Source organism: Paracoccus chinensis (assembly GCF_900102885.1).
GTDB lineage: Bacteria > Pseudomonadota > Alphaproteobacteria > Rhodobacterales > Rhodobacteraceae > Paracoccus > Paracoccus chinensis.
Genome location: NZ_FNGE01000005.1, coordinates 124,135 through 138,209, shown reverse-complemented (window position 1 = coordinate 138,209; position 14,075 = coordinate 124,135). Strand labels below are relative to the sequence as shown.

14 protein-coding genes are annotated in these 14,075 nt (G+C 69.7%); 4 read left to right on the top strand and 10 right to left on the bottom strand.

Annotation, left to right across the window (positions count from 1 at the left end):
- Positions 1–30: 30 nt before the first annotated feature.
- The 4 genes from BLQ03_RS07175 to BLQ03_RS07160 all read left to right on the top strand — a co-directional run bounded on the left by BLQ03_RS07175 (position 31) and on the right by BLQ03_RS07160 (position 4,655).
- The gene (locus BLQ03_RS07175; protein ID WP_090754311.1) at positions 31–1,260 is read left to right on the top strand and encodes a putative DNA modification/repair radical SAM protein; all 1,230 of its coding nucleotides are present in this window, start codon (positions 31–33) and stop codon (positions 1,258–1,260) included.
- Positions 1,260–2,693 (top strand): UdgX family uracil-DNA binding protein, encoded by a 1,434-nt coding sequence (locus tag BLQ03_RS07170; protein WP_090754309.1) that lies wholly within the window; start codon positions 1,260–1,262, stop codon positions 2,691–2,693. Before BLQ03_RS07175 ends, BLQ03_RS07170 begins: the two co-directional genes overlap by 1 nt.
- A 108-nt stretch (positions 2,694–2,801) precedes the next feature.
- On the top strand, positions 2,802–3,848 hold the full coding sequence (locus tag BLQ03_RS07165; protein WP_090754307.1) for an AI-2E family transporter: 1,047 nt from the start codon (positions 2,802–2,804) through the stop codon (positions 3,846–3,848).
- Between the two features lie 57 nt (positions 3,849–3,905).
- Positions 3,906–4,655: a DUF2243 domain-containing protein gene (locus BLQ03_RS07160; RefSeq protein ID WP_090754305.1), complete on the top strand. Its 750-nt coding sequence runs from the start codon at positions 3,906–3,908 to the stop codon at positions 4,653–4,655.
- Here the strand turns inward: BLQ03_RS07160 and BLQ03_RS07155 are convergent.
- From BLQ03_RS07155 to BLQ03_RS07110, 10 genes are read right to left on the bottom strand one after another with little or no spacing between them, the layout of a single operon-like run.
- On the bottom strand, positions 4,642–5,097 hold the full coding sequence (locus tag BLQ03_RS07155; RefSeq protein ID WP_090754303.1) for a GNAT family N-acetyltransferase: 456 nt from the start codon (positions 5,095–5,097) through the stop codon (positions 4,642–4,644). The genes BLQ03_RS07160 and BLQ03_RS07155 overlap by 14 nt on opposite strands.
- Before the next feature lie 21 nt (positions 5,098–5,118).
- Complete coding sequence (locus BLQ03_RS07150) at positions 5,119–5,526, bottom strand: hypothetical protein (RefSeq protein WP_090754301.1); 408 nt, start codon at positions 5,524–5,526, stop codon at positions 5,119–5,121.
- Entirely contained in the window at positions 5,523–6,401 is an 879-nt protein-coding gene (locus tag BLQ03_RS07145; RefSeq protein WP_217629679.1) for a glycosyltransferase family protein, read from the bottom strand. The genes BLQ03_RS07150 and BLQ03_RS07145 overlap by 4 nt, the downstream gene beginning before the upstream one ends.
- A gap of 6 nt (positions 6,402–6,407) precedes the next feature.
- The gene (locus BLQ03_RS07140; protein ID WP_217629678.1) at positions 6,408–7,436 is read right to left on the bottom strand and encodes a UDP-glucuronic acid decarboxylase family protein; all 1,029 of its coding nucleotides are present in this window, start codon (positions 7,434–7,436) and stop codon (positions 6,408–6,410) included.
- A 2-nt stretch (positions 7,437–7,438) separates the two neighbouring features.
- Complete coding sequence (locus tag BLQ03_RS07135; protein WP_090754296.1) at positions 7,439–8,524, bottom strand: CgeB family protein; 1,086 nt, start codon at positions 8,522–8,524, stop codon at positions 7,439–7,441.
- The gene (locus BLQ03_RS07130) at positions 8,521–9,612 is read right to left on the bottom strand and encodes a CgeB family protein (RefSeq protein WP_090754294.1); all 1,092 of its coding nucleotides are present in this window, start codon (positions 9,610–9,612) and stop codon (positions 8,521–8,523) included. The genes BLQ03_RS07135 and BLQ03_RS07130 overlap by 4 nt, the downstream gene beginning before the upstream one ends.
- On the bottom strand, positions 9,609–10,718 hold the full coding sequence (locus BLQ03_RS07125) for a CgeB family protein (RefSeq protein ID WP_090754292.1): 1,110 nt from the start codon (positions 10,716–10,718) through the stop codon (positions 9,609–9,611). The genes BLQ03_RS07130 and BLQ03_RS07125 overlap by 4 nt, the downstream gene beginning before the upstream one ends.
- Positions 10,715–11,788, bottom strand: coding sequence for a glycosyltransferase family 4 protein (locus BLQ03_RS07120; RefSeq protein ID WP_217629677.1), 1,074 nt, complete (start codon positions 11,786–11,788; stop codon positions 10,715–10,717). Before BLQ03_RS07120 ends, BLQ03_RS07125 begins: the two co-directional genes overlap by 4 nt.
- Positions 11,785–12,873, bottom strand: coding sequence for an SDR family NAD(P)-dependent oxidoreductase (locus BLQ03_RS07115; RefSeq protein ID WP_245688714.1), 1,089 nt, complete (start codon positions 12,871–12,873; stop codon positions 11,785–11,787). Before BLQ03_RS07115 ends, BLQ03_RS07120 begins: the two co-directional genes overlap by 4 nt.
- Positions 12,870–13,985 carry an NAD-dependent epimerase/dehydratase family protein gene (locus tag BLQ03_RS07110; protein ID WP_090754288.1) on the bottom strand — a complete coding sequence of 372 codons (1,116 nt, stop codon included), beginning with the start codon at positions 13,983–13,985 and terminating at the stop codon, positions 12,870–12,872. The genes BLQ03_RS07115 and BLQ03_RS07110 overlap by 4 nt, the downstream gene beginning before the upstream one ends.
- Between the last annotated feature and the right edge of the window lie 90 nt (positions 13,986–14,075).

Genomic DNA, 14,075 nt, shown 5'->3' with positions numbered 1-14,075 from the left:
AGATATGACAGGAACATCAAGGGAACTTCCGTGACGCCAGAACTGACCCGGAAGCTCGCGATCCTGTCGGACGCGGCCAAGTACGACGCCTCCTGCGCGTCCAGCGGAACGGAACGGCGCGATGCGCGCAAGGGGGGCTTGGGGTCCACTGAAGGCTCGGGCATCTGCCACGCCTATACGCCGGACGGGCGCTGCATCAGCCTGCTGAAGATCCTGATGACGAACTTCTGCATCTTCGACTGCGCCTATTGCGTGAACCGCGTCAGCAGCAACGTCGAGCGCGCCCGCTTCTCGGTCGAGGAGGTCGTGACGCTGACGCTGGAATTCTATCGCCGCAACTACATCGAGGGGCTGTTCCTGTCCTCGGGCATCATCCGAAGCCCCGACCAGACCATGGCCGACATGGTGCGGATCGCGAAGACGCTGCGGGAAGAGCATGGCTTCAAGGGCTACATCCACCTCAAGACCATTCCCGACGCCTCGCCCGAACTGATCGACGAGGCCGGGCTCTACGCCGACCGCCTGTCGATCAACATCGAACTGCCGCAGGACGACTCGATCCGAACCTTGGCTCCGGAAAAGCGCCCTGAGACGATCCGCACCGCCATGGCCCGCGTCCGCAGCACCCGAGAGGCGAGCCGCGACAAGACCCACACCGGCAAGCGCCCCGCCCGCTTTGCCCCGGCGGGGCAGTCCACGCAGATGATCGTGGGCGCGGACGGGGCCAATGACGCGACGATCCTGAACACCTCGTCCCGGCTTTACGCGGGCTATGGGCTGAAGCGCGTCTATTACTCGGCCTTTTCCCCCATCCCCGACTCCTCGGCCATGCTGCCGCTGGTGAAGCCGCCGCTGATTCGGGAACACCGGCTCTATCAGGCCGACTGGCTGATGCGCTTCTACGGCTTCGAGGCCGAGGAGATCGCCTCGGCCACCCCCGACGGGATGCTGGACCTTGGTGTCGATCCCAAGCTGGGCTGGGCGCTGGCGCATCGCGAGGACTTCCCCGTGGACGTGAACCGCGCGACCAAGGAGCAGCTTCTGCGCGTCCCCGGCTTCGGCACGAAGACCGTGGACCGCATCCTGTCCGCCCGCCGCCACCGGACGCTGCAATGGGACGACCTCGTCCGCATCGGCGCCTCGATGACCAAGGCCAAGCCCTTCGTCTCGTTACCGGGCTGGTCGCCCGGCGGCCTCATCGACAAGGACAACCTGCGCGCCCGCTTCGCGCCCCCGGCCCAGCAGCTGAGCCTGTTCTGATGCACCGGGTCGTCCTGCCCGAGACCGGGATGATGGACGCTTGGCGCGAGGTCGCCCGCCGGCTGGCCGCCCATGCCGTGCCGCCCGCGCAGGTGGAATGGGCCGTGGGCGAGGCCGAGCAAAGCCTGTTCGACGCCGAGCCCCTGCCGACCGGCGAGGGCCGGGCGCTCAAGGTGCCCCGCGCCTTCCTCGAGATCGCGGAAAAGGCCATCCTGCATCGTGACCCTGCCTCGCCTGACCTGCTGTATCAGGCGCTGATGCGCTTGCAGGACCAGCCGCAGCTTCTGTCGGACGCGGCCGACCCGCTGGTCCGCCGCCTCGGTGCGCTGCAGAAGGCCGTCTATCGCGACATCCACAAGATGCGCGCCTTTGTCCGCTTCCGCGAGATCCCCTCGGACAGGGACCGCCGCCGCTTCGCCGCCTGGTTCGAGCCCGAGCATCGCGTAGTCGAGGCCAACGCCGGCTTCTTCGCCCGCCGGTTTTCCGACATGGACTGGGCGATCCACACCCCCGACCTCAGCGTGATCCATGAGAACGGAGAGATCGGCTTCGCCCCCGGCGCACCCCGCCCGGACCTGCCGGATGACGCGGCGGAGTCGCTCTGGGCGACTTATTTCACCAACATCTTCAACCCGGCGCGGATCAAGCTGGGTTCCATGCGGCAGCACATGCCGCTGAAATACTGGAAGAACATGCCGGAAACGGCGCAGATCCCGGCCATGCTGGAAGGGGCCGAGGCCCGCGTCCGCGCCATGCAGGCGGCGGGCGCCACTCATGCCCCGGCCCGCGCCGCCACGATCACCGAACGCTACCGCGCCGCCATGCCCAAGGCGCCCGAGGTGATCGGGACGCTGGAGGACGCCCGCGCCGCCGTCCAGCATTGCACCCGCTGCGGCCTCTGCCGCCACGCGACGCAGGCGGTCTTTGGCGAAGGCCCTGCCGAGGCCCCCCTGATGGTCGTGGGCGAGCAGCCGGGCGATCAGGAGGACCTGCAGGGCCGCCCCTTCGTCGGCCCGGCGGGCAAGGTGCTGGACGAGGTGATGCAGCAATCCGGCCTCGACCGCGGCGCGGCCTGGATGACGAACGCGGTCAAGCACTTCAAGTTCACCCCGCGCGGCAAGCGCCGCATCCACCAGTCCCCCGACAAGGGCGAGGTCGCGGCCTGCAAGTGGTGGCTCGACCTCGAACGCGACTTCGTCAAGCCGCAACTGACCCTCGGCCTTGGCGCCACGGCCGCGCTGGCGCTGACGGGCAACGGCGGCGGGATCACGAAGCGGCGCGGCACCGTCGAGGAGACGGCCACCGGTCCCGTCCTGCTCAGCTGGCACCCCTCCTATATCCTGCGCATCCCCGACGCGGGCCGGGCTGCCGAGGCGCGGGCGGAACTGGCCGAGGACCTTTCACTCGCCCGCAGGCTGCTGGCCGGGGGCTGAAATCGCTGCCCGAGGGCGGCAGTTGCAAACCGGACCGGCGCGGGTGACGTTGGGCCACGGGGGCCGCGCGGCCACGGGTCGCCGCCCTCCGTCCGCAACAGGTGCCCCATGCCCCGAGCCCTTCCCGCCGCCGTCTTCGTCACCCTGCTGATCGGCCTGCTGGCGCTGGCGGCCTGGCAGCTGTCCTTCGTGCTGCTGCTGGCTTTCGCGGGCATCCTGCTGGCGGTGCTGCTGCGCCACCTCGCGCTGGTGCTGTCGCGGCATACGCCGATCTCGACCTCGGCCGGGGTGCTGGTCGTGGCGCTGGGCATCGCGGCGCTGCTGGTGCTGGGCATCGTCTTTCTGGGACCGCAGCTTTTCGGGCAGGTCGACCAGGTCATCCGCAGCCTGCCCGCCGCGCTGGACCAGGCGCAGGCGCTGCTGGAACGCTTTTCCTGGGGCCAGTTCCTGCTGGAGCGCGTGCCCTCGGTCGAGGAACGGCCAAGCTGGAACATCCTCGGCACGATCAGCGGCACCGTGTCCACGGTTGTGGGTGTGGTGGCCAACGTGGTCATCGTCATCACGGTGGGGATCTTCCTCGCCTCGGACCCGCAGCTTTACCGGCGGGGCGTGCTGCACCTGGTCCCCATCGACAAGCGCCGGCGCGCGGCCGAGATCATGGACGCGCTGGGCCGGGGGCTGTGGCGCTGGCTGATCGGGCAGGGGATGGCGATGGCGACGGTCGCCGTGCTGTCGGGCGTGGGGCTGTGGCTGATCGGGGTGCCGCTGGCGATGGCCCTGGGGCTGATCGCGGGGCTGCTGGATTTCATCCCCTATGTTGGCCCCTGGCTGGGCGCGGCGCCCGCGATCCTGCTGGCGCTGGCGCAGGGCCCGACCGAGGCCGTTCAGGCCGCGATCCTGTTTCTGGTGATCCAGCAGGTCGAGGGCAACGTGCTGATGCCGGTGATCCAGAGCAAGGCCAGTTCGCTGCCGCCGGTCCTGACCATCCTTGCGGTCGTGGCCTTCGGCGTGCTGTTCGGCTTCATGGGCGTGCTTCTGGCGACGCCGCTGCTGCTGGTGACGATCATCCTCGTGCGGATGATCTATGTCGAGGATGTGCTGGGCGACCGGTCCGCCGCCGGTCCCGAGGAACAGCCCGAAGGCAAGGCCGCCTGAGCCTGTCGGGGAACATTCCCCGCGCTTTCATGTTTCCCCTAATGGGGAGACGACGCCATGACCGACAGGCAATGGATATGGGCCGGGGCCATCCTCGGCTTCGCGCTGGGCGGGTTCTTCGACGGCATCCTGCTGCACCAGATCCTGCAATGGCATCACCTGCTGAGCCTCGTGCCCGGCATTGGCGACCTGCGTGCGCAGGTCATGTGGGACGGCGTCTTCCACGCGCTGATGTATGTGATCGCCGCCTGGGGCCTGATCGCCCTGTGGCGCGCGCATCGGCGCGACCCCTCGGTCGCACGTGGGGTGGTCACGGGCGCGATCCTGATCGGCTTCGGCACCTGGCACATCGTGGACACGCTGCTGTCGCACTGGTTCCTTGGCATCCACCGCATCAAGATCGACAGTCCCAACCCGCTGGCCTGGGACCTGCTGTGGCTGGTCGTTTTCGGGATCGTCCCCCTGCTTCTGGGTCTTCGGATGCGGCGCGGGGGCGGAGGAGCCGCGCCCTCCGGCGCCTTCGTGGCGGGGGTGGCGCTGGTCACGCTGGGCGCGGGGGCCTGGGCGCAGCGCACGCCCGCCGACATGCCGCTGACCGCGATCGTCTTCCGCCCTTCGGTCGATGCCGCGCAGGCCGAAAGGGTTCTGGCCGAGGCCGACGCCCGGATCGTCTGGGCCGACCCGAGGATGGCCGTGGTGCTGGTCGATGTCGCGCCCGAAAAGCGCTGGGGCTTCTACGCCCGGGGCGCGATTATGGTCAGCGGCTCGGGCGTGCCTGCGGGATGCTTCGACTTCAGCCGGGCGTGAGATCGGCCCGGCGCTTGACGAAGCGCACCTGCCCGTCGTCCAGCACCCCCGCCGGAACCCAGCCGAGGTGGCGATAGAAGCCCCAGGCGCGCAGGCTTTCGTCGCTGCCGGTGGCAAGCCAGATCTGGTCCCAGCCCTGGGCGAACAGCCAGGCCTCGGCCTCGTCCATCAGGCGGCGGCCGACGCCGCGCCCCTCGAACTCGGGGCGCACGAACAGGGCAAAGACCGTCGCCCGCGCGGCGTCCGCCATGGCGAAGCCCGCGGCGCTGTCTTCCGCATGGCACAGCCAGGCGCGGCTGCGGGTGCGCAGCATCTCGGCCAGCCGGACAGGCGTCACGCCGAGGTGGCTCAGTTCCTCGCGTGACTGATGGTTCTGCGCGACGCCCGTGCGGATGTCGAACAGCGTCTCGATGTCGTCGGGCGTGGCAAGAGTGATCTGCATGGTTGTCGTCCTTGCCGCAGCTTACCCGATCTTCGCGGCAGCGTGGTATTTTTCCTCGACCAGTTCCGACCGCAACAGGGCGTTCACCTGCCGCTTCAGCGCCGACCGTTCGTCATTCGTCAGATAGACCGAGCGCGCGAGTTCCACGAACCGGGGGCCGAAATCGCCCGCGGCTTCCCGGGCGCGGATGTCGTCCTCGATGTCCCACAACGCGGCGTTCACGCGGCGCAGGCCGTCCAGCAGGGGCGCAAGGCCCGGCTGGTCCAGGATGGGGGCAGCGATCCCGCGCAGCAGCGACAACTCGCGGCCCACGTTGGCCTGCGCGGCAGGGGCGGCGATGCGCGCGGCCTTGATCTCGAGGATGGTGATCTTGTCCAGAAGCTCGCCCCAAGAGACGGGGGCCAGGGGAGCGGGGCGGATTTCCGTCATGTCATCGTCCTTCGTTCTTCGGTCCCCTTCAGCGCATGCGCCACTTCGGCGATCACACTGGTCCAGTCGCCGGGGGCGGGCTGGCGGAAGACGCGCATCGAGGGATACCAGGGCGTGCGCGTCCCCGGAACGGGCCAGCGCCAGTCGGGGTCGTGCTTGAGCATCAGCCAGACGGGGCGCCCCAGCACCCCCGCCAGATGCGCGATCATCGTGTCCACGGTCAGGACCAGCGCCGAGCCCGCGACCAGCCGCGCCGTCAGCATGATGTCCAGGGGGCAGCCCTGCGGGTTCAGAACCGGCAGCGCCGTCGGTCCCGGCATCAGCGACAGCGCCGGACCGGTGCAGAGGGGGGCGAGCATCCCTTCCGGCACCTCGCGGCCGGGGTCCCAGTCCCCCGCGCCCCAGCAGAGCGCCATCGTCCCGGTGGGCAGCGCCGCGCGGGTGACGTCCAGCTTCGGGATCGGCGCGTCCGAGGGGGCGGCGCGCAGGGCCAGCGGCAACTCCATGATCTCGAGGTCGCAGTCATGTGGCGGCAGGGGGCGGGCCACGTCGAAGGGCACCAGCCGGTCGATGCCGGGAAAGCCCCGGAACAGCGGGACCAAATGGGGCTGCATCTCGACCGTGACCCGCGCCGCCCGGGCGGCCAGCAGGGGCAGAAAGCGCGAGAACATCAGCGTGTCCCCGAGCCCGTGATAGCAGCGGACCAGCACGTTCTGCCCGTCGAAGGCCCGCCCGTCCCAGACCCAGCGCAGGTGATAGGGCAGCGAGGGATCGTCGCGCGTGGCGGGGTCGCGCGCCGCCAGCGCCTTTTCCGCGATGGACCATGCGGCGGAAAAGTCGCCGCGCCGCATGGCCTGCGTCCAGGGATCGGCCATCGTGCTTCAGCCGGCGACCCCGGCCGCGGGCTCGGCCACCAGCTCCTCGGTGAACCAGGCGCAGGTGGCGTCCAGCCCCTCGGCCAGCGGCACGCGCGGCGCCCAGCCCAGCAGCGCGCCCGCGCGGGCGATGTCGGGGCGGCGGCGGCGCGGGTCGTCCTCGGGTAGCGGATGATGCACCACACGGGCGCGGGTGCCGGTCAGGGCCACGACATGGCCCAGCAACTCGTTCACCGTCATCTCGTGGGGATTGCCGAGGTTCACCGGCTCCATCCCGTCGAACTCGGCGTCCATCAGCGCGATCAGCCCCGCAACCATGTCCGAGACATAGCAGAAGCTGCGGGTCTGGCTGCCGTCGCCATAGACCGTCATCTCGTCCCCGCGCAGCGCCTGGCAGATCAGGTTCGACACCACGCGCCCGTCGTCCGGGTCCATGTTCGGCCCGTAGGTGTTGAAGATGCGCGCCACGCGCACCTGCGCCCGGCCCGCGCGGCCGTAATCGAAGGTCAGCGCCTCGGCCGCGCGCTTGCCCTCGTCGTAGCAGGCGCGGGGGCCGGTGCAGCTGACGTTGCCGCGGTAATCCTCGGCCTGAGGATGGATCTCGGGGTCGCCGTAAACCTCACTGGTCGAGGTCAGCAGGAAGCGCGCCTTTGCCGCCTCGGCCAGATGCAGCAGGTTGTTGGTGCCGACCACGTTGGTCAGCATCGTGTGTTCCGGGTCGCGCTGATACAGTGGCGGAGAGGCCGCGCAGGCGAGGTTCCAGACGCGGGTGATGCGCGGCGCCATCCGCAGCACCTCGGCAGGCATGGGCTGGCTGATGTCGTGCCGGAGGAAGCGGAAGCGGGGATGCCCTTCCAGCGCCCGCAGGTTCGAGGGCCGCGAGGTCTGCAGGTTGTCGAGGCAGAGGACCGATTCCCCCCGGTCCAGCAGTGCCCGGCAGAGATGCGAGCCGATGAAGCCCGCGCCCCCCGCCACGACGTTCAGCGCCAGGGGTTGCACGGTCGCGCCAGAGCCGTTGGGGTTGGTCTTCTTCATGCTCATCCCTCCGCTGTCTCGACTGGTCGGGTGCCAGCCTTGTGATGTGCCGCCTCGGCCAGATGCGCTTCCAGTTCGGCCGCCCGGTGGTCGGACGAATGCGCGTCCTCGATCCGCGCCCGCGCCGCCCGGCCCATGGCCCCGGCGTCGCCGTCCAGCGCCGCCAGCACGCATGCGGCGCCATCCGCCAGCACGATCTCGGACCCCGGACGGAACAGCGTCTCGATCCCGTCCCACTTGTCCGAGATGATGGGCGTGGCGCAGGCCCCGGCCTCGAACAGCCGGACCGAGGGCGACCAGCCCGCGCGGATCATGTCGGCCCGCGTCACGTTCAGGGTGAAGCGGCTGGCCGAATAGAAATCCGCGTGGTCGGCGGGCGGGCAGTGCTCGATCCGCTCGACGTTCGCGGGCCAGTCGATGCTGGACGGATACTGCGGCCCCGCCACCACAAACGCCAAGTCAGGACGGCGGCGGGCGGGTTCCAGCAGCAGCCGTTCCAGCGTCGGCTGGCGGTCGTCGCTGTAGGTGCCCAAGTAGGACAGGTCCCAGCGCTTCGGCACCTCGCGCGGCCCGTAGAGGTCGAGGTCCACCGAGCAGTAGAGTGCCCGCGCCATGGGCGAGCGGTAATGCCGCTCGATATGCCGCAGCGTCGGGCCGCCGGTGAAGGACAGGTAGACATCGAAGCCGGGGATGACCTCGGGCGAGAGATACTCGTAGTCGCCCCGTTCCAGCTTGGCGAGCGTGACCGGCGTGTCGATGTCGTAGAAAGCGGTCGTGCCGCGCGCCCGTTTCTGGACGCGGCGGGACACCTCAACCCCCTCGGGGACGTAGGAGCCGACGATGACGGCGTCGGCCGCCGCGATCTGGTCCTTCCAGCGGTCGAGGCCGGGAAGGTCCGCGTAGAACTCCAGCCGGCACCACTCGGGGTCGAGAAGGTCGCGCTGGCTGGCATACCAGGGCACGTCGCGTTCGAGGAACAGGATCTCATGCCCGCGCCGGGCGAAGGATTTTAGCAGCGCGCGGAAGGTGGTCGCATGGCCGTTCCCCCAGGAGGACGACAGCGACAGGCCGAGGACGACCAGCTTCATGCCCGGACCTCCTCGGGCTGCCGCGCATGGGCCTTGAACAGCGCGTCCACCTGCGCGCCGCGCAGGGCATAGGTGTGCTCGGCCTTGATGCGGGCCAGCGCGGCCTGCCCGATGTCCTTCGCGCGTTCCGGCGTCAGCGCCGCCAAGTGGTCCGCCACGTCCTGCCCGTCGCGGGCGACCAGCACCTCGGTGTCGGGCGTCAGGAACAGCTCGATCCCTTCCCAGGCGTCGGTGATGAGGCAGGCCGCCGCGCCCGCCGCCTCGAAGACGCGGGTCGCGGGCGAGAAGCCCACGTTCGCCATGCTGTCGCGGGCGACATTGAGGACGGCCAGCGGCGTGCAGTTGAAGGCGTTGTGTTCATGCGTGTAGACGTGGCCCAGATGACGGACGTTCCCCGGCATCTGCTTGGTTTCCCAGCCGTTCCCGCCGATCAGGAAGCTGCGGTCGGCCAGCATCGCGGCGGGCTTGAGGAAGAACTCCTCCACCCGCGCCTCGCGGTCGGGCAGGCGGTTGCCGAGGAAGGCGAGGTCCGAGGCGAACTTCGGATCGGCCGGCGCGGGGTGGTGTGTCGCGGGGTCGAGCGCGTTGTAGACCGGCTCGCACAGCTTCGCGCCGAAGCCGCGATACGCGTCCACCACCGGGGGGCCGCCGCCATAGGTCAGCACCATGTCGAGATGGGGCAGCGCCCGCCGCACGGGATGGCTGTCGTCGGCGCGCATCTCGTCCAGGGTGGCAGCGGCATCCACGTCCCAGAAGATCCTCAGGGCACCGGGCCTAGCCTGCGCGACCACGCCCTCCAGCAGCTCGCGGTCGAAGACGCCGACGCCGTTGGCCTTGACCACGATGTCCGCATCTGCTGCCTCGGCCAGGACGCCGCGCATGGCGTCCTCGGTCGCGGGATAAACGACCGAGCGGCACCAGTCCGGCGGGTCAATGTCGCGGTGCTTCTGCCGGTCGAAGGCGTCGGGCTCGTAGAAGGTGATCTGATAGCCGCGCTTGGCGAGTTCGCCCAGGATGCCGCGGTAATATGTGGCGGCGCCGTTCCAGTAGGACGACAGCAGGCTCGATCCGTAGAATGCGATCTTCATGCCGCAGAGGCTCCTTGTTTGAGGCCGAGCGTCGCGGCGATGGAGAGGAGTTCCTGCGCGCGATGGGCGCAGGTGTGGCGGGCGAGGATGGTTTCCAGCCCATGCGCCACGAGCGAGGCGCGCAGGGCCGAGTCATGCGTTAGGTCGCGCAGATGGGCGGTCATTTCCGCACCGTCCTGCGCGAAGAGGAAGTCCTGCCCGGGGCGGAACAGGTTTTCGCTGTCCTGCCACGGGGCAGAAACAAGCGGTATGCCACAGGCCAGCGCCTCGAAGACGCGGATAGTGGGGATGCCGGGCAGCATCGTTGTGTAGAAGCGGCGGGGGACGTGGACCGTCGCCATGTGCCGCGCGAAGATCTCCGGCGCGGCCGCATTGGGCGCCCAGCCGTGGTAGCGCACGCCGTAGCGGTCCAAGGTTGCCAGCGCCTCGGCCGGATAGCGCACGCCGTAGATATCCAGAGGCAGTCCCGCGTCCCGCGCCGGGCGGAAGAGGAAGCTTTCCAGTTCCTCGGTCCGCTCGCCGTCGCCCCAGTTGCCGATCCAGACGAGGCCCTCGCGCGGGCCTTCCTGCACGGGCGGATGGAACAGGCGGGTGTCGGCGGCCTCGTGCCAGGTCCAGACGCGGTCGCCCCAGCCCCAGCGGCGATAGACGTCCGAGAGAGTCTCGCCGAAGGCCAGCACGCCATCGAAGCCCGACAGGTCGAAGGCGCGGATCGCATCCGGCTCGCTGACCGCGCGGTGGTGGGTGTCGTGGAACAAAAGCCTGAAGCGGGAGCCTGCCTTGCGGGCCTTGCCGAGCGTGGCCGCCAGCGAAGGGTCGTTCCATTCATGGACGATCACCAGATCGGCGTTGCCTGCCAGTTCCACCGGGTCGGCGGTGGGGTCGTAGGTTTCCACCGTCAGCTCGGGGTAGTTCTGACGGAATGGCTCCAGCCCCGCCTCGCCGTGGTCGCGCAGCAGGTTGTCGAGGCTCCAGGCGCCTTGCGGTTCCAGCGCGCGGACGTGGTGGCCGAGCGCCACCAGTTCCCGCAGCACGCCGCGCAGGAAATGGGCGTTGCCGTGGTTCCAGCAGCTTTGCAGCGAATGGGTGAAGTAGACGATCTTCATGCGGCTTTGTCCTTGGCCGAAAGGAGGTCGCGGTAGATGCCGGACATCTGGGCGGCCATCGCGGCGGGGGTATAACGGGCGGCGCGCCGCCGGGCGGCTTCCCCTTGCGCCACGTGGTGGGCGGGGTCGGCCAGCAGGGCGCGGATGGCTTGAGCAAAGCCTCCGGCGTTGCCGGGGGTGACGAAGATGGCGGCGCCGTCCCAGAGTTCGCGGAACGTGGGAATATCCGACAGCACCAGCGGGCATCCGGCCTGCGCGGCCTCCAGCACGGCAAGGCCGAAGGGCTCGAACCGTGCGGCGCTGACGAAGACCGGGCGGCGGGAAAGCCAGCGAGCGATCTCGTCGGCGGGCAGCGGGCCGGTGGCCGGCAGATGCGCGGGCGTCACCGTCGCGCCATGCGGCGCGCGGGTGGCGCCGATGGCGATGACGGGGGCGTCCAGCAGCGCCGCCGCCGCGTCCAGCGTGGCCGTGTCCTTCACCTCGTCCCACAAGCGCCCGACCGTCAGCGCGCCACGGAAAGGCTGCGCCTCGGGCAGAGGCAGGGCCGTACGGCCGTTGTGGACCGCCACCGGCGTGACTGGCAGGGCATAGCGCCGCGCGGTCGCCTCGGCATAGGCGCAGGTCGGGGCAACCGCGCGATCCGCCGCGCGGAGGCCCCGGCCCACCAGATCCGGCAGCCAGGCGAGGCTTGGGTCCACCGGCCCGCCGCGCGCCGCGTCCCACCACGTGCCGAGGCAGCCGTGGTTCACCGCAACGACCGGCCGGTCGAAGCGGGCGGCCGCAAGGGCGGGGGCGTTCAGGTGCACGACCTCGGCCCCAACCTCGCGCGCTAGCCGCGCCACGGCCTCGCCCGCCGCCAGCACCGGCGCCGGGCCGTCGCTCAGCCAGTCGAGCGGCAGGCCGGTCTCCACCAGCCGCACCCCCACCGCCTCCGCCGCCGCGCGCTGGCCGGCGTCGGGCGCGGGACCGAGGACGGCCAGCGTGACCTCAGCCTCCAGCGCCCCGGCGAGTTCCAGCGAATACTGCCAGACCCCGCCGACCACGTCGGTGGTCATTAGAAGCCGCATCATGCGGACTGCTTCAGGGGCGGCTGCCCCACGGGCAGGTTCACGCCGTTTTCCGCAGCCAGCCACTGGGCCAGCCGCGTCACGCCCTCCTGCCAGTCCACCTTCGGGGACAAGCCCAGCGCTTTCTCCGCCGCCCGCGTGTCAGCCACGAAATAACGCTGGTCGCCCGCGCGCCAGTCCGAGAACTGGATGTCCACGGGCCGGTCGATGATCCGGCCCACGAAGTCCAGCAACTGCCGCAGGCTGACCGCGTTCTGCGGGCCGCCGCCGAGGTTGAAGACGCGGCCCTGCACCTCCTCGATCCGCTGCCACGCGGCCAGATAGGCCTCGACCGCGTTGGACACGTCGAGGATGTCGCGGACCTGGCAGCCGTCCCCGAAGAGCGTGATCTGCTGGCCCTTGAGCGCGCGGATCAGGAAATGGGCGACCCAGCCCTGGTCCTCGGTCCCCATCTGGCGCTGGCCGTAGATGCAGGACATCCGCAGCACGCAGGTGGGCACCCCGTAGCTGCGGGCATAGTCCAATACATACTGGTCCGCCGCGCCCTTGGAACAGCCATAGGGCGTGTGGAAGTCGAGCGGGCGCGCCTCACCGATGCCGTGGTCGCGCACCTCGGCGTCGGTGGGCTTGTAGGCCTCGCCCTCCAGCGCGAAGTCGAGGTCGGCGAGGTCGCCGTAAACCTTGTTGGTCGAGGCGAAGATCAGCGGTGTGCCATCGCCCTTGGCGCGCAGGGCTTCCAGCAGGTTGACCGTGCCGACGAGGTTGATCGTCATGTCATCGACGGGTTCCACCATGCTGGTGGTCACGGCGACCTGGGCGGCGAGGTGGAAGACCACCTTCGCCTCGCGCGCCGCCGCCGCCATGCGGGCGCCGTCGCGGATGTCGGCGGGGATGTGCTCGATCCGGTCGCCGTGGCGGGATTGCAGCCAGGCAAGGTTCCGCTCGACCCCGGGGCGGCTCATCGCGTCATAGACGATGACCCGGTGGCCGTCGGCCGCCAGCCGGTCGGCGAGGTTCGAGCCGATGAAGCCCGCGCCCCCAGTGACCAGCACCGGGCGGGGATCGGCGGATGCGTCGGTCCGCGTCATGCCACCAGTCCGCGCTTGTCGAGCTCGGCCCGCATCTTTTCCACGTTGTCCACAGCGGTCTGGCTGGCGACCCATTCGGCCAGTTCCGCCAGCCCCTCGCGAAAGTCGGTGTCGGCGCGGAAGCCCAGCTTCTCGGCCGCCAGCGTGGTGTCGCAGAAGCAGTGGCGGATGTCGCCGATGCGGGCCTTGCCGACGATCAGGGGTTCAAGGTCGTTGCGGCCCATGGCGCGGCCCAGTTCCTGCGCGACCTCGGTCACTGAACGGTCGTTGCCGGACCCGATGTTGAAGGTGCCGCCCGCCGCCTGCGGCAGGGACAGCGCCTCGGCGAAGGCGCGGGCCACGTCCGAGACGTGGACGAAGTCGCGGCGCTGCTCGCCATCCTCGAAGATCATCGGCGCCTGGCCGTTCAGGTAGCGCGAGGCGAAGATCGCCAGCACCCCGGTATAGGGGTTCGACAGCGCCTGGCCGGGACCAAAGACATTGAACAGCCGCAGGCACACGCCCTCGATCCCGTAGGGGGCGGCCATGATGTGAGTGGTGCGTTCCTGCACGAACTTGTTCAGCGCATAGATGGACGCGAGGTTCGGGCGCTTCCATTCGGGCGTGGCGACCGGCACGAGGGGGCGGCCCTGCGCGTCGGTGGGGTCCCACTGCTTCAGCCCGTCGCGGATGCCCACGCGCTCGGCGTTCTCGACCATCTGGCCGTCGGCGTCGCGGTAAAGCCCCTCGCCATAGATCGACATGGAGGAGGCGGTGACGACGCGGCGCACGGGGTTGTCGATCAGCTTCTCGAACAGGACGGCGGTGCCCACGTCGTTTGTCGAGGTGTAGCGCTCGACCTCGTACATGGACTGCCCCACGCCGACCTCGGCCGCGAGGTGGATGACGCTGTCCACGCCCTTGAGCGCGCGGGTGACCGCGTCCCCGTCGCGCACGTCGCCTTGGATGAACTCGGCCTCGCTGTTCAGCGCCTCGGGGCGGCCCGCGCCCTCGCCGTGAACCTGCGGGATCAGCGCATCCAGCACGCGGACCTGGTGGCCGCGCCGCAGTAGCTCGTCCGCGACGAAGCGGCCGATGAACCCTGCACCCCCGGTGATCAGAACCTTTTCCAACTTGTCCCTCGTCGTCCGTTTCTTGGAAATTGAAGCAGTCTCAATGTCGTGATGTAAAAGCCTTCATGCGACAACGGTTCCATCTTCTTC

Coding starts and splice junctions, on each gene's coding strand:
- BLQ03_RS07170 (WP_090754309.1), top strand. CDS start 1,260: ATGCACCGGGTCGTCCTGCCCGAGACCGGGATGATGGACGCTTGGCGC.
- BLQ03_RS07165 (WP_090754307.1), top strand. CDS start 2,802: ATGCCCCGAGCCCTTCCCGCCGCCGTCTTCGTCACCCTGCTGATCGGC.
- BLQ03_RS07140 (WP_217629678.1), bottom strand. CDS start 7,436: ATGAAGAAGACCAACCCCAACGGCTCTGGCGCGACCGTGCAACCCCTG.
- BLQ03_RS07155 (WP_090754303.1), bottom strand. CDS start 5,097: ATGCAGATCACTCTTGCCACGCCCGACGACATCGAGACGCTGTTCGAC.
- BLQ03_RS07130 (WP_090754294.1), bottom strand. CDS start 9,612: ATGAAGATCGCATTCTACGGATCGAGCCTGCTGTCGTCCTACTGGAAC.
- BLQ03_RS07160 (WP_090754305.1), top strand. CDS start 3,906: ATGACCGACAGGCAATGGATATGGGCCGGGGCCATCCTCGGCTTCGCG.
- BLQ03_RS07115 (WP_245688714.1), bottom strand. CDS start 12,873: ATGACGCGGACCGACGCATCCGCCGATCCCCGCCCGGTGCTGGTCACT.
- BLQ03_RS07150 (WP_090754301.1), bottom strand. CDS start 5,526: ATGACGGAAATCCGCCCCGCTCCCCTGGCCCCCGTCTCTTGGGGCGAG.
- BLQ03_RS07125 (WP_090754292.1), bottom strand. CDS start 10,718: ATGAAGATCGTCTACTTCACCCATTCGCTGCAAAGCTGCTGGAACCAC.
- BLQ03_RS07135 (WP_090754296.1), bottom strand. CDS start 8,524: ATGAAGCTGGTCGTCCTCGGCCTGTCGCTGTCGTCCTCCTGGGGGAAC.
- BLQ03_RS07145 (WP_217629679.1), bottom strand. CDS start 6,401: ATGGCCGATCCCTGGACGCAGGCCATGCGGCGCGGCGACTTTTCCGCC.
- BLQ03_RS07120 (WP_217629677.1), bottom strand. CDS start 11,788: ATGATGCGGCTTCTAATGACCACCGACGTGGTCGGCGGGGTCTGGCAG.